At 70.4% G+C, this 18,547-nt stretch carries 25 protein-coding genes and 1 pseudogene; 10 read left to right on the top strand and 16 right to left on the bottom strand.

What is annotated here, in order from left to right; all coding sequences use genetic code 11:
- Positions 1-46: 46 nt before the first annotated feature.
- Genes QQK49_RS19560 through QQK49_RS19550 form a run of 3 tightly spaced genes read right to left on the bottom strand, consistent with a single transcriptional unit; the run spans position 47 to position 1,100 of the window.
- Positions 47-463 carry a hypothetical protein gene (locus QQK49_RS19560; protein WP_284305447.1) on the bottom strand — a complete coding sequence of 139 codons (417 nt, stop codon included), beginning with the start codon at positions 461-463 and terminating at the stop codon, positions 47-49.
- Positions 460-843 (bottom strand): TetR/AcrR family transcriptional regulator, encoded by a 384-nt coding sequence (locus QQK49_RS19555; protein WP_284305446.1) that lies wholly within the window; start codon positions 841-843, stop codon positions 460-462. Before QQK49_RS19555 ends, QQK49_RS19560 begins: the two co-directional genes overlap by 4 nt.
- Positions 819-1,100: a TetR/AcrR family transcriptional regulator gene (locus QQK49_RS19550; protein WP_284305445.1), complete on the bottom strand. Its 282-nt coding sequence runs from the start codon at positions 1,098-1,100 to the stop codon at positions 819-821. Before QQK49_RS19550 ends, QQK49_RS19555 begins: the two co-directional genes overlap by 25 nt.
- Before the next feature lie 131 nt (positions 1,101-1,231).
- On the opposite strand from QQK49_RS19550, the gene QQK49_RS19545 reads away from it, so the two are divergent.
- The gene (locus QQK49_RS19545; protein ID WP_284305444.1) at positions 1,232-2,557 is read left to right on the top strand and encodes an FAD-dependent oxidoreductase; all 1,326 of its coding nucleotides are present in this window, start codon (positions 1,232-1,234) and stop codon (positions 2,555-2,557) included.
- A gap of 148 nt (positions 2,558-2,705) precedes the next feature.
- On the opposite strand, the gene QQK49_RS19540 is transcribed toward QQK49_RS19545, so the two are convergent.
- On the bottom strand, positions 2,706-3,188 hold the full coding sequence (locus tag QQK49_RS19540; RefSeq protein WP_284305443.1) for a DUF6069 family protein: 483 nt from the start codon (positions 3,186-3,188) through the stop codon (positions 2,706-2,708).
- A gap of 91 nt (positions 3,189-3,279) precedes the next feature.
- Between QQK49_RS19540 and QQK49_RS19535 the strand changes: the two genes are divergently transcribed.
- Positions 3,280-3,708: a MarR family winged helix-turn-helix transcriptional regulator gene (locus QQK49_RS19535; RefSeq protein ID WP_284305442.1), complete on the top strand. Its 429-nt coding sequence runs from the start codon at positions 3,280-3,282 to the stop codon at positions 3,706-3,708.
- Between the two features lie 44 nt (positions 3,709-3,752).
- Here QQK49_RS19535 and QQK49_RS19530 read toward each other — a convergent pair whose 3' ends face one another.
- From QQK49_RS19530 to QQK49_RS23450, 5 genes and pseudogenes are all read right to left on the bottom strand, one after another.
- Positions 3,753-4,334 carry a maleylpyruvate isomerase family mycothiol-dependent enzyme gene (locus QQK49_RS19530; protein WP_284305441.1) on the bottom strand — a complete coding sequence of 194 codons (582 nt, stop codon included), beginning with the start codon at positions 4,332-4,334 and terminating at the stop codon, positions 3,753-3,755.
- Positions 4,321-4,854, bottom strand: coding sequence for an SRPBCC family protein (locus QQK49_RS19525; protein WP_284305440.1), 534 nt, complete (start codon positions 4,852-4,854; stop codon positions 4,321-4,323). Before QQK49_RS19525 ends, QQK49_RS19530 begins: the two co-directional genes overlap by 14 nt.
- Complete coding sequence (locus QQK49_RS19520) at positions 4,851-5,216, bottom strand: ArsR/SmtB family transcription factor (protein WP_284305439.1); 366 nt, start codon at positions 5,214-5,216, stop codon at positions 4,851-4,853. The genes QQK49_RS19525 and QQK49_RS19520 overlap by 4 nt, the downstream gene beginning before the upstream one ends.
- Before the next feature lie 151 nt (positions 5,217-5,367).
- Positions 5,368-5,769, bottom strand: coding sequence for a type II toxin-antitoxin system VapC family toxin (locus QQK49_RS19515; RefSeq protein ID WP_284305438.1), 402 nt, complete (start codon positions 5,767-5,769; stop codon positions 5,368-5,370).
- 13 nt (positions 5,770-5,782) lie between these two features.
- A pseudogene (locus QQK49_RS23450) lies at positions 5,783-6,007 on the bottom strand (type II toxin-antitoxin system VapB family antitoxin); the annotation flags it as partial.
- A 358-nt stretch (positions 6,008-6,365) separates the two neighbouring features.
- On the opposite strand from QQK49_RS23450, the gene QQK49_RS19510 reads away from it, so the two are divergent.
- The 3 genes from QQK49_RS19510 (at position 6,366) to QQK49_RS19500 (ending at position 8,577) form a co-directional block, all read left to right on the top strand.
- The gene (locus QQK49_RS19510; protein ID WP_284305437.1) at positions 6,366-6,863 is read left to right on the top strand and encodes a DUF998 domain-containing protein; all 498 of its coding nucleotides are present in this window, start codon (positions 6,366-6,368) and stop codon (positions 6,861-6,863) included.
- A 215-nt stretch (positions 6,864-7,078) separates the two neighbouring features.
- Positions 7,079-7,849 carry a hypothetical protein gene (locus QQK49_RS19505; RefSeq protein WP_284305436.1) on the top strand — a complete coding sequence of 257 codons (771 nt, stop codon included), beginning with the start codon at positions 7,079-7,081 and terminating at the stop codon, positions 7,847-7,849.
- Positions 7,846-8,577 carry a DinB family protein gene (locus QQK49_RS19500; protein WP_284305435.1) on the top strand — a complete coding sequence of 244 codons (732 nt, stop codon included), beginning with the start codon at positions 7,846-7,848 and terminating at the stop codon, positions 8,575-8,577. The genes QQK49_RS19505 and QQK49_RS19500 overlap by 4 nt, the downstream gene beginning before the upstream one ends.
- A 168-nt stretch (positions 8,578-8,745) precedes the next feature.
- Here QQK49_RS19500 and corA read toward each other — a convergent pair whose 3' ends face one another.
- A complete protein-coding gene (corA, locus tag QQK49_RS19495; protein ID WP_284305434.1) occupies positions 8,746-9,720 on the bottom strand; it encodes a magnesium/cobalt transporter CorA in 975 nt (324 codons plus the stop codon).
- Between the two features lie 172 nt (positions 9,721-9,892).
- On the opposite strand from corA, the gene QQK49_RS19490 reads away from it, so the two are divergent.
- The 4 genes from QQK49_RS19490 to QQK49_RS19475 are packed head-to-tail and all read left to right on the top strand — an operon-like array spanning position 9,893 to position 14,739.
- Positions 9,893-11,740 (top strand): glycoside hydrolase family 3 protein, encoded by a 1,848-nt coding sequence (locus QQK49_RS19490; protein WP_284305433.1) that lies wholly within the window; start codon positions 9,893-9,895, stop codon positions 11,738-11,740.
- Between the two features lie 35 nt (positions 11,741-11,775).
- Positions 11,776-12,663: a MurR/RpiR family transcriptional regulator gene (locus tag QQK49_RS19485; protein ID WP_284305432.1), complete on the top strand. Its 888-nt coding sequence runs from the start codon at positions 11,776-11,778 to the stop codon at positions 12,661-12,663.
- Positions 12,660-13,595 (top strand): N-acetylmuramic acid 6-phosphate etherase, encoded by a 936-nt coding sequence (gene murQ, locus QQK49_RS19480; RefSeq protein ID WP_284305431.1) that lies wholly within the window; start codon positions 12,660-12,662, stop codon positions 13,593-13,595. The genes QQK49_RS19485 and murQ overlap by 4 nt, the downstream gene beginning before the upstream one ends.
- A gap of 13 nt (positions 13,596-13,608) precedes the next feature.
- Positions 13,609-14,739, top strand: a complete 1,131-nt coding sequence (locus tag QQK49_RS19475) for a PTS transporter subunit EIIC (protein WP_284305430.1) — start codon at positions 13,609-13,611, stop codon at positions 14,737-14,739.
- A 228-nt stretch (positions 14,740-14,967) separates the two neighbouring features.
- Here QQK49_RS19475 and QQK49_RS19470 read toward each other — a convergent pair whose 3' ends face one another.
- The 6 genes from QQK49_RS19470 to QQK49_RS19445 form a co-directional block, all read right to left on the bottom strand.
- On the bottom strand, positions 14,968-15,816 hold the full coding sequence (locus QQK49_RS19470; RefSeq protein WP_284305429.1) for an aldo/keto reductase: 849 nt from the start codon (positions 15,814-15,816) through the stop codon (positions 14,968-14,970).
- 46 nt (positions 15,817-15,862) lie between these two features.
- The gene (locus QQK49_RS19465; protein ID WP_284305428.1) at positions 15,863-16,123 is read right to left on the bottom strand and encodes a hypothetical protein; all 261 of its coding nucleotides are present in this window, start codon (positions 16,121-16,123) and stop codon (positions 15,863-15,865) included.
- A 102-nt stretch (positions 16,124-16,225) separates the two neighbouring features.
- Entirely contained in the window at positions 16,226-16,609 is a 384-nt protein-coding gene (locus tag QQK49_RS19460; protein ID WP_284305427.1) for a DMT family transporter, read from the bottom strand.
- Between the two features lie 32 nt (positions 16,610-16,641).
- A complete protein-coding gene (locus tag QQK49_RS19455; protein ID WP_284305426.1) occupies positions 16,642-16,962 on the bottom strand; it encodes a DMT family transporter in 321 nt (106 codons plus the stop codon).
- A gap of 11 nt (positions 16,963-16,973) precedes the next feature.
- A complete protein-coding gene (locus QQK49_RS19450) occupies positions 16,974-17,447 on the bottom strand; it encodes a nucleoside deaminase (RefSeq protein WP_284305425.1) in 474 nt (157 codons plus the stop codon).
- On the bottom strand, positions 17,444-18,037 hold the full coding sequence (locus QQK49_RS19445; RefSeq protein ID WP_284305424.1) for a DsbA family oxidoreductase: 594 nt from the start codon (positions 18,035-18,037) through the stop codon (positions 17,444-17,446). The genes QQK49_RS19450 and QQK49_RS19445 overlap by 4 nt, the downstream gene beginning before the upstream one ends.
- Before the next feature lie 112 nt (positions 18,038-18,149).
- Here QQK49_RS19445 and QQK49_RS19440 point away from each other — a divergent pair, with 112 nt between their 5' ends.
- A complete protein-coding gene (locus QQK49_RS19440; RefSeq protein WP_284305423.1) occupies positions 18,150-18,536 on the top strand; it encodes a MerR family transcriptional regulator in 387 nt (128 codons plus the stop codon).
- Positions 18,537-18,547: the final 11 nt, after the last annotated feature.

The following is an 18,547-nucleotide window of genomic DNA, read 5'->3' as shown; positions in this document are numbered from 1 at the left end:
AGAGCCGCCGTCCAGAACCGGTGGAGCGAAGCGGCGGGGCACGCAGTCAGCCGCGAGACCGCTTCCAGCGGGCGAGGAGGGACCCCAGGGCGAGACCGGCTGCGGCGGGCACCGCGACGAGGCCGGCCGTGAAGGGGGCCAGCCCCGTCAGGTCCGAGCGCAGAGAGGTCATGTCGAGACCGGACTCCACCCCGAAGCCCTGCGCCTGGAACGCCGAGACGACCCCGAGCACGACGGCCACGACCGCCCAGCGCAGCAGAAGAGCCCCCACGCGCCTCGACCCGCGGCCGTCGACCACGGCCCACACGAAAGCCACGACCAGCGTGACGAGGAAGGCAAGCAACCCCGCGCCGATGTTCGCGCCGCCTTCCGGGTCGTAGCCGATGTTGCCCGCCCAGAAGGCCGCCCACTGAGCAGCGAGGAGACCGAGCAGCCTGATGATCACGGCAGCGATGTCCTTCATGGCGTGATCCTCCTCGCCCTGCCCGTGGACGGCCGCGCCGGCATCGGTCCGGTGAGGTAGCGCTGCACGCTCGGGCCGACGAGGGCGACGATGTCGTCGAGGTCGGCGGCGACCAGCGGGGGCGCCTGGAGGAGGTAGCGGCCGAGGGCGATGCCGATGATGTGGGTCATGGCCGTGGCCAGCCGCAGATCCGGATCGTCGGGAGGCAGGTGTGGTCGCGCCTGCTCGAGGACCGTGGTGACGATGAAGTGGCGCAGACGTTCCAAGGCCTGATCGTTCGAGAACGCGGAGACCACAGTGGCCTGCAGCGGCCCGGAGGTGTCGGGGTCCTCCCACAGCGAGAGGTAGGCGCGGGTCAGCCGCTCGCCCCACTCGTCCACCGGCTCGTCGAAGACGCCCAACACGGCCGCGGGCGCCTCGGGGGCATCTCCATCGATGCGGTGAACAGCCCCTCCTTGTCACCGAAGAAGTGCCGGATGAGACCCGGGTCGACGCCCGCTCGGCCCGCGATGGCCCGCAGCGTCGCCCCCTTGAACCCGTGCTGCGTGAACTGATCGCGCGCCGCCGCGAGGATCGCGTCACGACTCGAGACGGGGCCCGGTCGTCGGCCCGTTCGACCACTCTCGGACACGGTCATCGGATCACTCTCCTCACCCGGCGGCGCCGGAATCTCCTCCCAGCGTAAGCCCCCACCCGTTGACTTCTACGTTTGTGGAGTTCTACGTTTGCGGACATCGGCACGGTCCGCATCCATCGAGAGGGACGCTCATGACCACCCACACCACTCGCCGAGACACACCGACCGAGCACACCACCTGCGTCGTCGTCGGAGGTGGCCCCGCCGGCATGGTTCTCGGGCTGCTCCTGGCCCGCGCCGGCGTCCGCGTCACTGTGCTCGAGAAGCACGCCGACTTCCTGCGCGACTTCCGCGGCGACACGGTTCACCCGAGCACCCTCGGGCTCCTCGACGACCTCGGGCTGTTCGAGCGGTTCGCCGCCGTGCCGCACAGCAAGATCCGCGGCGTGCGCGTCCCGGCGGGCGACGGCTCGCAGGTCACGCTGGTCGATTTCTCCCGTCTGCCGTTGCGCCACCCGTACATCGCGATGGTTCCGCAATGGGACTTCCTCGACCTGCTCGCCGACGCCGGCCGTGAGGAGCCGACGTTCGACCTGCGAATGAGCCACGAGGTGACCGCCCTCGTCCGGGACGGTGATCGCGTCGCCGGGGTGGAGTACGAAACTCCTGACGGGCCGGGACGGCTGGAGGCCGACCTCGTCGTCGCCTGTGACGGGCGGTGGTCCGTGGTGCGTCGCGAGATCGGGCTCGCGAGCAGGGAGTTCGGTGTCGGCTTCGACGTGTGGTGGTTCCGAGTGCCGACCTCCCGCGACCTGGCCGAGTCGCTCCTGCCCCGGTTCAGCGACGGCACGGCGCTCATCGCCATCCCCCGCGAGGGGTACACCCAGGTCGCCTACCTCGGACCGAAGGGCACCGACGCGCAGTTGCGCGCCCGCGGCATCGAGGCCTTCCGCGCCGAGATCGCCCGGGCCCTGCCGCAGCTCGCGGACGACGTCGACGGCATCGCCTCGATGGACGACGTCAAGCACCTCGACGTACGCGTCGACCGTCTGCGCCGCTGGCACGCACAGGGTGTCCTGTGCATCGGCGACGCCGCGCACGCGATGTCACCCGTCGGCGGCGTGGGCATCAACCTCGCCGTGCAGGACGCGGTCGGAGCTGCGACGCTCCTGGCCGGCCCGCTCCGACAGGCGCAGAAGGCCGGTCACGCCCGAGGCATCGACGATGTGCTCGCCCGGGTGCGCCGCCGTCGGATCGTCCCGACCGCCCTCATCCAGGGTCTGCAGCGGGCCATGCACGCCGGGCTCATCGACCGTGTCCTCGACGGCCGCCTCACCGGGTTCCCTTCGGCACCACCACGGCTCGTGCAACGCCTCCCGGCGCTCAGCGTCATCCCGGCGCTCGTCGTCGGGGTCGGTCCGCGCCCGGAACGTGCACCGACCTGGGCACGCCGCACCACGACCCCCGTGGCGGAGGGAGCGGGTGTCGGAGAGGGAAGAACAACACCGACAACATGAACGGCGACCGTCCGGCATCGTCTCGCACATCACCGCAGGTCAACGGGTTGCAAGGTCCGGCTGCTCTCCGTCGATGTTGTCCGTGTTGTTCTTCGATCCGCGATCCCGCGTCAGGACTGCCGCACGACGGACGGTCGCCGACGAACGTTCACCTCGGCCGCCGCGACGCCGGGATGACGACTGCTCGCCGCACTCGGTCGGCCCGGTCGAGCTCTCGACGGACGCAGACCCACCAGGTGACAGCGGGCAGGAGGTGCATCGTCGCCAGCGCGAGCTTCGTGCCGGTCGTCGCCGTGGCGAGGACCGGCATGCCGACACTGAGAACGCCGACCACGAGGCCGACCCAGGCCAGCACCACCCATGCCCGCGGCGAGCGACGGGTCGCCCACAGCAGCAGTGACCCGATGAGGACGGGGACGATCGACATGACCAGGACGGACACCCACCCGACGACCTGCGGTTGATCCGCGGACGGTGTCCGAACGGTGAAGTCGGCGCCGGCCGCCCGGCCGAGGGCATGCACCGTCAGGTTGACGACCACCGCCACGACGAGCACGGGGGTGAGGACTGCAGTCGTGCGGGCTCCGACACGAGTGGTGGGAGTGCTGTGGTCATCGAGTACGGCGGACATGGCCCCTCCTCGGGGATTACTTGAGCTGGTCAAGTATCAGGCTTCGCCAGTTCGTTGGGGTTGTCAATAGTTGATCAGATATACTTTCTGCGTGAGCATCGACCTCGACCCACCCTTCCCGCCCCGCGACCTGGCTCGATTGATGATCCGGGCCGCCGATGCCGCCAAGCACGCCTTCGCTGACGCGGTCGCCACGGAAGGCCTCACGGCCCAGCAGGCGCGGGTCGTCTTCTTCCTCGGCGAGCCCCGACAGATGAAGGACCTGGCTGATCACCTGCACTGCGACGCCTCCAATGTCACCGGCATCGCCGACCGTCTGACTCGCGCCGGGTGGGTCACGCGCGTTCCGGGCCAGGACCGCAGGGTCAAACTGCTGACCCTCACCGAGGAAGGCGCAGCACTCCGCAGGCGATTGGGACGGGCCGTGATGTCAGGCCCCTTCCCGACCGACCGCCTTGCCGTCGACGAGCAGGAACAGCTCGGAGCCTTGCTGCAGAGGATGCTCGAACCGGCGACGTAGGCAGCTGCTGCCTCCGTCGCCGGCCCGAGGTCCGCGGGTCAGCGTCAGCCGGCTGCCGACGGTCGCCAGGTGGGGTCGCGGCCGATGAAGCCCAGGAGGCGGTCCTGCACGGACGCGTCCTGGGGCACCTCGACCCGCGGCCCGTACTGGCCCGAACTGCGCAGCACGTCCTCCATCTCACTCATGCCCGCCAGCATCTCGGCGCACAGGTCGGCGTCGAGCTGCACCTCCTGCCCGGAGGCCCGCACGAGGTCCCACGTGTGCATGAAGACGTCGGCGGTGTAGAACCGGTCGATCGCTGTGGGCAGTGGCAGCTCACCGATGTGTGGGTTGGTCAGGCGTTTCGTGCTCGTGTCGGGATCGTCGAGGAGCACCTGGACGGCGCCGGAGTGGGTGCGCCACGCGGCGGCCGGGGCAGTCTCGACCGGCGGTCCGACCGGCAGCCGCACGTCACTGCCGGAGGCGAGCAGCCCCGGCAACCACGTCGTGAGGTGACCCACGACGTCCCGTGCGGTCCAGCCCTCGACCGGCGCGGGCGCATCCCAGTCGACGACTCCGGCGACGACGTCGGTGAATCCGCCCGCCACCACGCGGTGTCGCTCGTCGGGCGACTCAGGCAGCGCCATCGTCGGTACCGCCGATCGAGCCGTCGGCGAGGAGGCCGTCGAGCTTGGCGTACCCCTGCTCGACGCCGACCTCCATGCCGCTGGCAAGCCACTGGTCGCGCGCCTCGAAGGAGTCGACGAGCGACTGCGCGTGCAGGCGGGTGCGGCCACCGCCCAGGTCCTCGAAGGTGAGCGTCTCCAGGGAGACCCCCTCGGGCATCCCCTCGAACGTGAAGGTCTGGACGATGCGCTGCGGCGAGACCTCGTGGAAGCAGCCGCGGAAGGCGTACTCCTCCGCGCCGTCCTCACCGGCGCGCACGTTGACGAACCGCCAGCTGCCGCCGTCACGGGCGTCCCAATGCTCGATGCGGGTGCTCAGGTCGGCCGGACCGACCCACCGGGCGTAGAGCTCGGGGTCGGTGTGCGCGCGAAAGAGTTGCGCGGGTGTCGCCTCGAAGTCGCGGGTGATGCGGATGAGCGGGACCGTCGCGTCGGCTTCGATGGTGGTGGTGGAGGTCGTGGCGTTGGTGGTGCGGGTCATGATGCCGTTCCTTCCTCAGGTGTCGGGCATGCGTCGTCGCCCTGGCCGTCGAGATCGGCCAGCACGGCGTCGAGTCGTTCGTAGCGGGCCTCGGCCTGGCGCCGGTAGCGCTCCAACCAGGCGGTGGCGAGGTCGAGCACGTCGGCCTCGAGATGCACGGAACGCCGCTGCGCGTCCCGGGTCTTGGTGACCAGCCCCGCCTCGGCGAGCACCTTGAGGTGCTTGGAGACGGCCTGGATGCTCACGTCATAGGGCTTGGCGAGTTCTCCCACCGTCGCGTCGGCCACGGCCAACCGCGCCACGAGGTCGCGCCGAGTCGGGTCGGCCAGCGCCGAGAACGCCTTCGACAACGGGTCCGCCATGACCCCTCCTCAACTGATCGGTTGAGAACAACGTAGGCCCACTCTCGAAGGTTTGTCAACCAAGTGGTTGAGAAAAGCCGGGATCCGACGCCGGTAGCGCCCATCGTGGCGGCACACTCGGCACCGCCACGGTCCCCTCGACGGAGGCCTTTCATTGACCGCCGGTCGGTTCGCCTCGCGCGGAACGGACATCGGTGTGGGTGAAGTCGTCGCCGATGAAGAGCAGCGCATCGTCGGCCTGCCGGGCCAGGGCATAGGAGAAGCAGTCGCCGTAGTCGAGCCGAGCGGGTGATCCGCTGCCGCGCCCGAAACGGAGATGCCCGCCCCGAGCGAGGCGCGCCTGTTCCTCGTCGACGGGAACGACCTCCGCCTGGGCCTCGGCGATGAAGTCGTCCAGGGCCTGCTGCCGCACCGGACCACAGACCAGGGACGCCTCGATCAGGGTGCCCGCCGAGATGCGGACGTTGCCGGCTTCTTGGATGAGTGCGGCGAGCTCTGCGGCTTCCGGCTCGCCGGCGAGGATCGCGATGACGGCCGAGGTGTCCAGGATCACCGGGGAGGCCGCGCTCGTCGTACAGATCCTGGTCCGTGAGGAACGGCTCCGGCTGCGCGGCGCTGCGGGCCCCGATGGCGAGGAGTCGCTCCGCCATCCCCTCACGACGGGCCGAGTCACGTTCGAGCGCCTCGCGAAGCGCCTCGCGCACGGCACCCGTGGCAGAGGTGTGCCGCCGCTCGGCCAGCCTGCGGGCCAGGACGTACACCTCGGGATCCTTGATGTTCAACGTCGGCATGACGCGATTCTACCCTCATCTTCTACCGTCGCCGACGATCGCGACTCGAGACCGAGCCCACCGACCGGCGGCCCGTGCAATGCTGCGGATCGCCCCCGGATGCGTGTCGTGACCCTTATCGTCGTCGGACCGACCCCGTCCTGAAAGGGAACACCCATGCGCCGTCGTCGTCCGTTCGCCGACACCCTCGTCACCGCCGGTCGAGTGCCGGTCCACGCGGCCCGATGAAGGCGCGCATCGCAGCTGCCCTGCTGCTGATCCAGCCGCTCTACATCGTGTGCGAGCTGATCGTCGCCGCCACCGTCGCGGCACCGTATTCGTTGCGGGACAACATGATCAGCGACCTCGGTGCGGTGTCGTGCACCCAGATCGCCTACCCGGCGGGCCCGGTCGAGGTCTGCTCGCCCTGGAACCCCTGCTCAACGGCGCATTCATCGCGTTCGGCGTGGCGCTGGCCATCGGAGCCCTGCTCCTGCCCCGCGCGTGGCGCCCCGGAGGTCTCGGCGTGGCCGCCGTCTGCTGCTGGGTCATCTCGGGTCTGAGTTCGATCGGGACGGGACTCGTCCCCCTCGATGTCGACCTCGAACTGCACTCCCTCGTCTCGCTCCCCGTCTTCCTCGGCCAGCCCGTCGCACTGCTGCTCCACGGCCTGGCGTTGCGCGGACGACCCCTCGCCACCTGGGCCTTCGTCACCGCCGCACTCAGCCTCGTCGGCACGATCGGCCTCTTCGCCGTGACCCTGATGGCCACCTGGGGCGGCTTCTTCGAGCGACTGTCCCTGTGGCCCGCCTACCTCTGGCTCGGTGTTCTCGGTGCGCTCCTCCTGCGCCGCCATCACGAACCCGCTCGACCCTGACCCCTCACCTCACCTCCTCGCTGGGCGGAAACGTCCGGACACGATCGGGCGGCAGCGGGCACCCGGGCATCACCATGAACGGTCGCGGGGAGTCGTCGCCGGATGTCCCGCCCGGTGGCGGACGGGTAGGTCGATGAGGGCAGTAGGGTGACGGCGGCCGGCCCGAGGCACTCGGCCCGACCGACGACGAGCACCGGCAGACGAGGGAGGCGCAGGTGGACTCGAGCACCCACGAGAACGAGGACGTCGAGAGCAGCGACGGCACCGTCGCCTCACCCGGTGCTCCGACACCCGACGCACCCTCGCCCGACGAGACGGCGATCCCCTCGGCGCCGACCGACGTCATCGACGCCGCCGAGCAGCGCGGCCTCAGAGCCGAGGTGCTCGGGCCCCGATCCCTGCGCGTCGAGGTCGGATCCGGCGACGTCGTGATGGCGGCGGTTCCGCTCCTCGCGGCGGCGTCCGGTGCTGTCGCGGTCCTCGCCGAGAACACCGAGGGCGCCTCCGCGGTGCTCATGCGCGACGACCAGGACATGTTCGTCATCCGCCGGGATCCCGGTGTGTGGGAACACTTCCGGTCGATGGGTGGGCCGACCGCGATCGTCGGCAGCTGGCGGGCCGGGGAACGCACCCGCTTTCGTCAGCGGCACGGCGCCCTCTGGAAGGCGATCCCCGCCGCGCACGACCTGGCGGGCACCCTCGGGGTCGCCGATCTGCTGCCCGCGGAGGCTCCCCCCGCGCCGCCCACGCCACCTGTGACGGCTCGCTCGACCCGCACCACCACCCCCGCGCCACCCGCGCGACGACGCCGCGTCCGCCCAAGCCGGCCGCGGCCCCACCGCCGCCTCCGCCCACCTGCTCCCGTTGCTTCATGCAGCTCCCGACCAGCGGCGTCTGCGACTGCGGCGGCTGAGCGCCCGCCGACTCCCCGGATGACCCCATGGCGCACCCGCGACGGAGCGGCATCGTGTAGCAAGAAGGCATGACCTCCCTCCCGGAGCCCGCATCCACCGACGACCTGCGCGGCGTGCTGCTCGACTACCTCGACTGGTACCGGGCGGTGATCGCCGCCAAGCTCGACGGCCTGCCGCCCGCCGCGCTGCGACAGGCCCGCATCCCCTCGGGCTGGACGCCCGCCGGCCTGGTCAACCACCTCGCCCACGTCGAATGCCGGTGGCTGGAATGGGGATTCCTCGCCGAGCAGGTGCCCGACCCGTGGGCCGACCGCGCCGGGCACGGCTGGGTCACCCCCGATCTCGACGCCGCCGGCGCCCGCGAGCTCCTGCTCACGGCCGGACGCCGGACGCGGGAGATCGTCGAGCAGCACTCCCTGGAGGAGGTCGCCGCGATCGGTGGTCGCTTCCGTTCTCCGGCCGAGGCGCCGCGCCTGCACTGGATCCTGCTGCACCTGCTGCAGGAGTACGCGCGTCACGCGGGGCATCTCGACATCGTCCGCGAACTCGTCGACGGCCGGACCGGCGAAGGGGCTGAGCCCTCTGCGGCGCGGAGCGGGACTTGCATGCATCTGCGTCCGAGAGGGAATCACCACCCCTCACCTGAGCCCATACCGCCACCCCGTGCGCACCGATCGTTCGATCACTGGGGAGTCCGCTGGTCACGCCGCTGCCTGAGATGCAGGCGCATTCACTCACGGGATGGAACGACTCCGTCCAGGCCGCTCCACAGAAATCCGGACAGTCGTTCGAACCACTGAGGCGCCCCGTTCCTGGACGGTCGATGATTTGTCAACGACCTCGGAGCCGGGCATCCTGTCGGAGACGCGACTCCCCCGAGGTCGCAGGTCTGCCATCACGCAGGGCGGGGCGATCCCCTGACCATCCCGCCCTGCCTGGCACACTCCTACCGGCGAGAGCGGGCGAAGCTACAGCCACCCGGAGCGACGGAACAGCGCATACAGCCCCACACAGGCGGCGCCGATGACACCCATGACGGCGAAGTACCCGTACCGCCAGTGCAGTTCGGGCATGAAGTCGAAGTTCATCCCGTAGATGCCGGCGATCATCGTCGGCAACGCCGCGATGGCCACCCACGCCGAGATCTTGCGCATGTCCTCGTTCTGACGCACCGACACCTGCGTCAGATGCGTGGACAGGATGTCGCTGAGCAGGTGTTCGTAGTTCTCGGCGTGGTCGACCACCTGGAGCAGGTGGTCGAGGACGTCGGCGAAGAACGGCCGCAGTTTCTTGGGCACCAGGGAGCGCGCCTCCCCCGACACGAGGCGGCGCAGCGGCAGGACCAGCGGCACCGCGCCGCGCTTGAACTCCAACACCTCACGCTTGAGCTTGTAGATGTCGGTGCCTTGGGTGTCGCGACCTCCGAGGAAGACGCCCTCCTCGATGTCGTCGAGGTCGTCGGCCAGCTCGGCGTCGATCTGCAGGTAGGTGTCGACGATATGGTCGAGGACGGCGTGCATCACGGCGAGTGGGCCGTGGGCCAGTCGCTCGGGATTGTGCTCGAGACCGGCGCGCAGACCCGCCAGCGGGTTGGCCTCCCCGTTGCGCACGGTGAGGACGAACCGGTCGCCCACGAACATCATGAGCTCGCCGGTCTCGACGTCACTGGTCTCCTCGATGTACCGGAGCGTCTTGAGGGAGACGAAGATCGACTCCTCGTAGACGTCGATCTTCGGACGCTGGTTGCCGGTGAGCGCGTCCTCCACGGCCAGCGGGTGCAACCGGAGCTCGTCGTCGACGGCCGCGAACTCCTCCTTGGTGGGGTCGCGCAGACCGATCCACAGGAACCCGGTCTCCTCCTGGCGCAGCCGTTCGAGATCGGCACTGGGGTCGGCGCATTCGTATCGGACACCCTCGCGATACACGGCCTGATCGACGATCACGTCGCCCATTGTCATCCGATCGGCCGGCCGCTGCTCACCGGCGTCGCCGCCTCCGGTGGTTGACTTCCGGCCCTACTGAATAGAAACTCTCCCCATTCATCGCTGTGGATGACTAGTTTCTGTCAGGACTCCTCTCCTCAGTCACACCGACGTGATCGCGAAGGACGAAACCATGACCGACCTCTCCCGCCGCACGGCCCTCACCGGCATCGGCACCGGCGCGGCGCTGGCCACCCTCCCCCGACAGGCGCACGCCGCCACGGCGACGGCACCCACCGCCTCGGGCGAGACGCACCCACCCCGCCCCCACGAGGTCGCGGTCCCCGGCAGCACCTCCCGCGACCGCGCCTGGGCGCGGCGGATCCTGCGGCGGATGACCCTGGAGCAGAAGGTCGGTCAGCTCTTCACCTGTTACGTCCACGGCACCGACGCCGAGCGGGTCACCGAGGCCGAGGCCGCCGAGAACACCAAGCTCTTCGGCGTCCGCAGCGGCGCAGAGGCCGTCGCCCGCTACCACCTGGGCGGTGTCATCTACTTCGCCTGGTCGGACAACCTCAAGGACCCCGAGCAGATCGCGGGCCTGTCCAACGGCCTGCAGCGCGCGGCCCTCGCGAGCGGCGCCCGAGTGCCCCTGACCATCTCGGTGGACCAGGAGCACGGCGCCGTCTTCCGGATCGGGCGGCCCGCCACCCTCTTCCCCGGCGCGATGGCCCTCGGCGCCACCCGCAGCGTCCGCGACGCGAACCTCATGGGCCAGGTCGCCGGACGCGAACTGCGGGCCATGGGCATCACCACGGACTACGCGCCGGTCGCCGACGTCAACGTCGACCCGGCCAACCCGGTCATCGGCGTCCGCTCCCCCGGCTCGGACCCCGGCCTCGTGTCGAGCATCGTCAAGGGCCAGGTCACGGGCCTGCAGCGCAAGGGTGGCGTGAGCGCCACCGCCAAGCACTTCCCCGGGCACGGCGACACGTCGGTGGACTCCCACGCCGGACTCCCGACGATCACCCACACCCGCGCCGAGTGGGAACGCCTCGACCGACCGCCCTTCGAGGCGGCGATCAAGGCGGGCGTGGAGTCGATCATGACGGCCCACCTCCTCGTCCCCGCGCTCGACGACTCCGGTGACCCGGCGACGCTCAGCCCCAAGATCATCACCGGGGTCCTGCGCAAGGAGATGGGTTTCCGCGGCCTGGTCGTCACCGACGGCCTGATGATGGCCGGAGTCCGGCAGAAGTACGGCGACGACGAGGTGGCCGTGCGCGCGGTCCTCGCCGGCGCCGACGTGCTGCTCCAGTCGCCCGACGTGCCCAAGGCCTACGCGGCGGTGCTCGCCGCCGCCAAGTCCGGCCGCATCCCGATGCGGCGCCTCGAGGACTCGGTGCTGCGCAACCTGCAATACAAGGCGGTCCGAGGGGTCGTGGCGCGTCCACTCGTGGACGTCGCGAAGGTGGCGAGCGTCGTCGGCACCACCGCCCACGGACGCATCGCCGCCGACGTCGCCGACCACTCCACCACCCTGCTGCGCAACACGGGCGTGCTCCCGATCACCCCGCGCGGTCGCCGGATCGCGCTCGTCGGGTGGAGCAGCGGCACGGTGACCCACGAGATCCTGGCGGACTCCCTCGAGCAGCGCGGTGTGCAGGTCACCCTGGCCACCACGGGCGCCGACCCGACCGCGCAGCAGATCGACGCAGCCGTCGCCGCGGCCGAGGACGCCGAGGGAGTGCTGGTCACGACGTACAACGTCAAGCCCGACTCACCGCAGGCCAAGCTGGTCGCCGCGCTGCAGGCGAGCGGGCGTCCGGTGGTCGTCGCGGCCCTGCGCAACCCCTACGACATCGCCCACTTCCCGAGCGTGCCGGCCTACCTGGCCACCTACTCGTGGACCCCGAGCGCCATCGAGGCCCTCGTGCGGACCCTCGTCGGCGAGAACGACCCGACCGGCAAGCTCCCGGTGGACATCCCCGCCGCGAACGGTTCGACGCTGTACCGCTACGGCGCCGGACTCAGCTACTGACGCAAGGGGATTCATCATGGAGATCGGCGACTGACATGGATCAGACCTCGTCGTTGTCGCCGATGCTGCGGCGCCTGCTGCCGTCGCTGGCGGGCGGTCCGCGGCGGGTGGCCGAGCACATCCTCGCCGACCCCGCCGCCGTCGCGGGACTCAGCCTCAGCGCCTTGGCCGCGGCCACCGGCACCAGCGAGTCCACCGTGGTCCGCCTCGCGACGACGGCCGGGTTCCGGGGGTACCGCGACCTGCGGACGGCCATCGCCGTCGCCGCGGGTGCCGCGGACTCCCGGCCCGACCCGCACCTGGTGACCAGCGACATCACCCAGTCGGACGGCGTCGCCGACACCATCGCCAAGCTCGCCGCAGAGGAGTGCAGCGCGATCACCGACACCGCCGCCACCCTCGACCACGACACCCTCGAACGCGCCGCGACGATGGTGACCGCCGCACGCAGCGTGGTGGTGATCGGCATCGCCGCCTCCGGGCTCGTCGCGCTCGACCTCGCCGCCAAGCTCTCCCGCATCGGGATCGTCGCGCAGGCCGTGACCGAGGGGCACGCGGCCCTCACCGCGGCACTGGTGATGCGGCCCGAGGACCTGCTCGTCGTCGTCTCCTCCTCGGGGTCGACGGCGGACATGACCGAGCCCCTGGAGCGTGCCCGCGAGCGCGGCGTCGTCACCCTCGCGATCACCGCCACCCCCGGTAGCCCCGTGACCTCCGCGGACGCGACGTTGTTCAGCGTCAGCGCCCGGGAGAGCACCCTTCGCCCCGCCGCCATGGCCTCCCGCACGGGGCAGATGTTCGTCATCGACGTGCTGTTCACCGTGGTGGCCCAACGCACCTTCACCCAGACGCGCACGGCCATCGAGGAATCGTGGCTCGCCCTCGCGCCCCGCCATCCACGCACCCTTCAGGAGGATGCATGACCACCCCCGACGCCACCGCCGAACAGCTCGGCGCCCTGACGACAGAAGCGGTCTCGGCCGACTTCGCCTCGATCGACCGGCTCGACACCCTGGGACTGCTCACGCTCATCAACGGTGAGGACGCCACGGTCGCCCAGGCGGTGGCGACGCAGTTGCCGCAGATCGCCGAGGCCGTCGACCTCGTCGTCGAGGGCATGCGTGCCGGCGGCCGGCTCGTCTACGCGGGAGCAGGCACGGCCGGGCGCCTGGGTGTGCTGGACGCCTCGGAGTGCCCACCGACCTTCAACACCGACCCCGCACTGGTGGTCGGCCTCATCGCCGGCGGTCCGACGGCGCTGACCACCGCCGTCGAAGGCGCCGAGGACGACCGGTCGGGCGCCGTCGCCGAACTCGAACGGCTGCAGGTGGGGCAGCACGACGTCGTCGTCGGCATCTCCGCCTCGGGGCGGACGCCCTACGCGGTGGGGGCGGTCGAGGAGGCGGCGCGCTGCGGGGCCCGCACGGTCGGGCTGTCGTGCAACGCCGGCTCTGCGCTGGGCCGCGCCGCCGACGTCGCGATCGAGGTGGTCGTCGGCCCCGAGGTCGTGGCCGGCTCGACCCGGCTCAAGGCCGGCACCGCCCAGAAACTCGTCTGCAACCTGCTGACCACCGCGAGCATGGTCCGCCTCGGCAAGACGTACGGAAACCTCATGGTCGACGTGCGCGCCACCAACGAGAAGTTGCGCGACCGCGCCCACCGGATCGTCACCGAGGCCACGGGAGCCGACGCCGACGCCGTCGCCCGCGCCCTCGCCGCCCACTCCGGGCGCGCCAAGCCTGCGATCCTCGCGCTGCTCACCGGCTGGGAGCCCGAGCGCGTCGAGGCCCGGATCGCCGCCGCGGACGGGGTCCTGCGGGCCGCGATCCCCACCACCACGCCGTCCCACAAGTGAACCGGAGACCGACATGAGCACGGTGACAGCGCTGTCACAGACGATCCTTCAGGGACTCGGCGGCAGCGGCAACGTCCACGACATCGAGAACTGCATGACCCGATTGCGCATCGGGGTGCGTGACGTCGACGCCGTCGACGTCGACGCCCTCAAGGCCATCCCGGAGGTGCTCGGCGTCATCGAGGACAGCACGATGCAGGTCGTGCTCGGCCCCGGCCTGGTCGACGAGGTCGCCGACGAACTCGGCCGGCTCGCCGGCAGCGAGGTCCGCATGGGAGAGGACTCGACCGATGTCAGCGCCGAGGCGCTGGCCGCCCGCGGTGCGCAGATCCGTGAGGACCGCAAGGCCAAGAACCAGACCCCGATCCGCTCCTTCCTGCGCCGGATCGCCAACATCTTCCTGCCGCTGATCCCCGCGCTCATCGCCTGCGGCATCATCGCCGGCGTCAACGGCGTGCTGATCAACCTGACGACCCGGGGCATCACGCCGTGGGCTGCCGACTTCACCCCCGCCCTCGCAGCGCTGGCCAGCGGATTCATGAGCCTCATCGCCGTCTTCGTCGGCATGAACGCCGCCAAGGAGTTCGGCGGCACCCCGGTGCTCGGTGGAGCCGTCGCGGCGATCATCCCCTTCGCCGGGATCGCCAAGGTGACCGTCGCCGGTCAGGCCCTCGCCCCCGGACAGGGAGGCGTCATCGGCGCGCTGCTCGCGGCCGTGCTCGCGGCGTTCGTCGAGCGCTGGTGCCGCAAGTGGTGCCCGCGCTCGATCGCCATGCTCGTGGTGCCGACCGTGACCGTGCTGGTGGCCGGGCTCGTGACGATCTACGTGTTCATGACGCTGGCCGGGTGGATCTCGGTGGGGATCGGCACGATCGCCAACGGTCTGCTGGCCGGTGGTGGCGCGTTCGCCGGGTTCGTCCTCGGCGGCCTGTTCCTGCCGTTGGTCATGTTCGGGCTGCACCAGGCGCTCACCCCGATCCACACCACGCTCATCGAGCAGGCCGGGTACACGGTGCTGCTCCCCGTCCTCGCGATGGCCGGCGCCGGTCAGGTCGGCGCGTCTGTGGCCGTGTTCATGCGGGCCCGCCACAACAGCTCGCTGCGCAACACGATCAAGTCGGCACTGCCGGCGGCCCGCGGCTGAGCCCACCCGGTCCCGGCGATCGAAGAACAACACGGACAACATCGACGAGGGCAGCGTTTTCATCACTGCAGGTCAGAGGGTTGCCCTCTGGTCCGGTAACGCCCTCGATGTCGTCCGTGTTGTTCTTCGATCCAGATGACATCCGCCGGGGACCTCCTCCCGGCTCGAAACGCACGACGCCGGGTCGCCCTCGTGGGGCGACCCGGCGTCGTGGGTTCTGGGCGAGCGTCAGGCGCCCACGTTGAACTCGTCCGGGTTCGGCCCGGAACGCTTGCCCTGGTCGAGGGCGGAGATGGCCGTCATCTGGGTGTCGTCGAGCTCGAAGTCGAACAGGTCGAAGTTCTGCTCGATGCGCGACGGCGTGACCGAGCGCGGGATGACGACCGACCCGATCTGCAGGTGCCAGCGCAGCACCACCTGGGCCGGGGTCTTGCCGGTGGCCTTCGCGATCGACACGACGGCCGGGTCGTCGATGACGTTCAGGCGCGCACCGAGTGGGCTCCAGTCCTCGGTGACGATGTCGTTGACCTCGTTGAACTCGCGAAGCTCGTTCTGGGTGAGGTAGGGGTGGACCTCGATCTGGTTGATCGCGGGGTACTCCCCGGTCTCCTCCATGAGGCGGCGCAGGTGAGGCTGGTTGAAGTTGCACACGCCGACGGCCCTCACCCGCCCCTGCTCGCGCAGGTCGAGCAGGGTCTTCCACGTGTCGACGTAGGCGTCCTTGGCCGGGGTCGGCCAGTGGATGAGGTAGAGGTCGACGTAGTCGGTGCCGAGCTTGCCCAGCGACTCCTCCAGCGCGGCGCGGGTGGAGTCGGTGCCGTGGGCGTCGTTCCAGACCTTCGTGGTGAGGAAGATGTCCTCCCGGGGGACGTCGGTCTGGCGCAGCGCGCGGCCGACGCCCTCCTCGTTGCCGTAGACGGCGGCGGTGTCGATGCTGCGGTACCCGGTCGCGAGGGCGTGGGCGACGGCATCGGTGACCTTGTCGTCGGGGACCTCCCACACGCCGAAGCCGAGTTGCGGCATCTCGATCATGTGGTCTCCGGCGCGCAGGAACGTGGTGGGAACGCTGTGAGTCATGTCCTCATTCTCGATCGGTGAGTTCGACCTGTCGGGTCCGGGGGTTTCAGGACCGCGCCCGCACGACGCGCGAGACGGCGTAACCCGTCACCGCGAGCGTGGTGGCGAGGCATCCGATCGGCAGCGGCAGGCAGCACCCGCCGACCGTGACCTGCGTCCCGCGACGGGTGCGGGTGGAGTAGCTGGGGAACGGGAATCCCGAGAAGCCACCGCGCCGCGGGGGCCGGTCGTAGATGGGCTCGTCACGGCCGGGCACGTGATCCTGCGGGCGGCCGGAGGCGTCGTAGGGTCCTGGGGGCTGGGTCATGGAGACCCCATTACCCCCGCTCGGACCTTGCGACACCTGGGCGCGCCGGGCGACGTCGACATCCGCGGGACGACGGCGTCAGCCCCGACGGGTCAGCGGAACTCACGCGGGCACCGCCTGCTCACGGCGCGGTCGGTCAGCGAGCTTGAGCCACACGACGCCGGCGATGATGACGGTCAGCCACAGCGCCTTGGCCGGCGTGAGGGTCTCCTCGAAGAACACCGGGCCCAGGGCTGCCGCACCCACCGCGCCGATCCCGGCCCACACGGCGTATCCGATCCCCACGTCGATGGTCCGCAGCGCGACGCTCAGCGCGAACAACGTGAGCAGGAAGAACACGACGGCGACCGACGACCAGGTTAGGTCGGTGAAGCCGCGGCTGCCGCCGACCGCGAGGGCGTACCCGATCTCGAAGACGCCGGCGAGGAGCAGCACGACCCACGCGCGGGTGACGGCCGTGGTGGAGGGGTGGGTGACATCGGACATGGACGTTCCCTTCTCGAGAGATCGAGGCGTGCTCATGCGACGCCGCTGAGCTGGAGGCCGACGACGCCGCCGATGACGAGGGCGATGCCGAGGAGTTTGCGCAGGTCGAGGCGCTGTCCGAAGAGGAGCGCCCCGAGCAGGACGATTCCGACGCCGGCGACGGAGGTCCAGATCGCATACCCCACACCGACGTCGAAGGTGAGCAGCGCGAGGCTGAGGAAGTAGGTGGCGATACCGCCACTGACGAGTGTCGCCGCGGTCCAGCCGGGGCGGGTGAAGCCCTGCGCTTTTCCGGCGGAGAGGGCGACGGCGATCTCGAAGACGACGGCGACGCCGATGAACAGCCAGTGCATGACCGCTCCTTTCAGGAGGTGACGGAGTGGAGGTGTGCGTACCTGACGAACGGATCCAGGCCGCGTTCGACGGTGAGGTGATGGACGGTCCCCCCGCGACGGGTCACGGGGGTGCGGGCCTCGAAGGTGCGGTAGTCGAATCCCCACCGGGCGGCCGTGGCGTCGTCGACCGCGTACACGACCTGCGCGACACCGTGATCGGCGGCGAACCGATAGCACAGTGCGCAGGGTTCGCCCGTGGCGAGCAGGGTGGTTCCCGCGAGCGCGGTCGGACCACGCTCGGAGAGGGTTCGACGCATGGCAACGATCTCGGCGTGCGCACTCGGGTCGCCCGTCTGGACGACGAGGTTGGTTCCCGGTTCGGACACCCATCCGTCGCCGGCGACGACGCCGACGAACGGCAGCCCTCCGGCCTCGACGTGCCGGGCGGCATGCTCGACGGCATCCTCCAGGAGCACACGGAGCCGGGTGGTCTCGATGTTCATGCCGCTGCCGCCTCCTCCAGGGCCCGTCGCAGGACACCCTCGGACGCGACGCCCTCGATCCGACGGGTGCCGACGACGATCGTGGGCACCACCGTGATCCCCATGCGCGCCGATTCGGCCAGCGCGTCCTGGTGTCGTTGCGCGGAGGACGGTGCTTCCACGGCCGCGGCGTAGGCGGCGGGGTCGAGGCCGATCTCTTCTGCCAGGTGGGTCAGGACGCCGGAGTCGCCGATGTCGAGGTCCTCGCGGAAGAAGGCGGTGAGCATCCGGCGGTGGTACGCCCGCCCCAAGCCGACGTCCCCGGCGTACGTCGCTCCGCGAAAGGCGGTGTCGGTGTAGGGCTGTGGGGAGATGCTCGGCAGGGTCATCGGCACGTCGTGGCGACGTGCCATCGGGTAGACGGCCCGCTGCCAGATGTCGGGGAGGTAGGGGTCCTCGGGGCGCAGGGTCGGTGTCGGTCGGGGCCGCAGCTCGTGCGGGTGGTGCACGACGTCGACGTCGTCGCGACCGGCGACGGCGCGGTCGATCAGTTCGTCGGCGATGAGACAGAACGGGCACACGTAGTCCGACCAGATGTGCAGTCGGGTCATGGCGACCTCCGGTTCGAGTGGGCACCCCTGGTGGGTGCGGCACGTCGAGCGTGGAACCTCACACCGGTGTCAACTGCAAGACTGGGGACGAGGCGCGAGCTCGGGAGGTGTCATGCGCATCGGTGAACTGGCGGAGGCGGGTGGGGTCAGTGCCCGGTCGCTGCGGTACTACGAGGAACAGGGGCTGATCCGCTCCGAGCGCACGTCAGGCGGTTGGCGCGACTTCGACCCCTCGACCGTCGAACGCGTCGTGATGATCCAGCACCTCTTCGCCGCCGGCCTGTGCAGTGCGACGATCAACGACCTCCTGCCCTGCCTCGAAGCGCCTCCGGAGGAGCGGACCGGCGCCATGGAACGGCTGCTGAAAGCGGAGATGGAACGTCTCGAGGCCCGACGCCGCGACCTGGATCGCGAGCTCGACACCCTGCAGGCGCTCCGGCAGGACACGGCACTGCCTGGTGCGACCGACGTCCACCCCACTGTCCACCCGGAGCGCTGAGCACCGCGCTC

This window comes from Mobilicoccus caccae (assembly GCF_030161635.1).
Lineage (GTDB): Bacteria > Actinomycetota > Actinomycetes > Actinomycetales > Dermatophilaceae > Mobilicoccus > Mobilicoccus caccae.
Note: the sequence above shows the minus strand (reverse complement) of the source record. Positions and strands in the feature narration are given on the sequence as shown.

Bases quoted from the DNA above. Each gene is read 5' to 3' on its own strand.
- QQK49_RS19445 (WP_284305424.1), bottom strand. From the start codon at position 18,037: ATGACCCGACTGCACATCTGGTCGGACTACGTGTGCCCGTTCTGTCTC.
- QQK49_RS19500 (WP_284305435.1), top strand. From the start codon at position 7,846: ATGACCTCCCTCCCGGAGCCCGCATCCACCGACGACCTGCGCGGCGTG.
- QQK49_RS19550 (WP_284305445.1), bottom strand. From the start codon at position 1,100: ATGACCGTGTCCGAGAGTGGTCGAACGGGCCGACGACCGGGCCCCGTC.
- QQK49_RS19525 (WP_284305440.1), bottom strand. From the start codon at position 4,854: ATGACCCGCACCACCAACGCCACGACCTCCACCACCACCATCGAAGCC.
- QQK49_RS19450 (WP_284305425.1), bottom strand. From the start codon at position 17,447: ATGAACATCGAGACCACCCGGCTCCGTGTGCTCCTGGAGGATGCCGTC.
- QQK49_RS19440 (WP_284305423.1), top strand. From the start codon at position 18,150: ATGCGCATCGGTGAACTGGCGGAGGCGGGTGGGGTCAGTGCCCGGTCG.
- QQK49_RS19455 (WP_284305426.1), bottom strand. From the start codon at position 16,962: ATGCACTGGCTGTTCATCGGCGTCGCCGTCGTCTTCGAGATCGCCGTC.
- QQK49_RS19560 (WP_284305447.1), bottom strand. From the start codon at position 463: ATGAAGGACATCGCTGCCGTGATCATCAGGCTGCTCGGTCTCCTCGCT.
- QQK49_RS19545 (WP_284305444.1), top strand. From the start codon at position 1,232: ATGACCACCCACACCACTCGCCGAGACACACCGACCGAGCACACCACC.
- QQK49_RS19465 (WP_284305428.1), bottom strand. From the start codon at position 16,123: ATGACCCAGCCCCCAGGACCCTACGACGCCTCCGGCCGCCCGCAGGAT.
- QQK49_RS19520 (WP_284305439.1), bottom strand. From the start codon at position 5,216: ATGGCGGACCCGTTGTCGAAGGCGTTCTCGGCGCTGGCCGACCCGACT.
- QQK49_RS19485 (WP_284305432.1), top strand. From the start codon at position 11,776: ATGGATCAGACCTCGTCGTTGTCGCCGATGCTGCGGCGCCTGCTGCCG.
- QQK49_RS19460 (WP_284305427.1), bottom strand. From the start codon at position 16,609: ATGTCCGATGTCACCCACCCCTCCACCACGGCCGTCACCCGCGCGTGG.
- QQK49_RS19540 (WP_284305443.1), bottom strand. From the start codon at position 3,188: ATGTCCGCCGTACTCGATGACCACAGCACTCCCACCACTCGTGTCGGA.
- murQ (WP_284305431.1), top strand. From the start codon at position 12,660: ATGACCACCCCCGACGCCACCGCCGAACAGCTCGGCGCCCTGACGACA.
- QQK49_RS19475 (WP_284305430.1), top strand. From the start codon at position 13,609: ATGAGCACGGTGACAGCGCTGTCACAGACGATCCTTCAGGGACTCGGC.
- QQK49_RS19530 (WP_284305441.1), bottom strand. From the start codon at position 4,334: ATGGCGCTGCCTGAGTCGCCCGACGAGCGACACCGCGTGGTGGCGGGC.
- QQK49_RS19470 (WP_284305429.1), bottom strand. From the start codon at position 15,816: ATGACTCACAGCGTTCCCACCACGTTCCTGCGCGCCGGAGACCACATG.
- QQK49_RS19490 (WP_284305433.1), top strand. From the start codon at position 9,893: ATGACCGACCTCTCCCGCCGCACGGCCCTCACCGGCATCGGCACCGGC.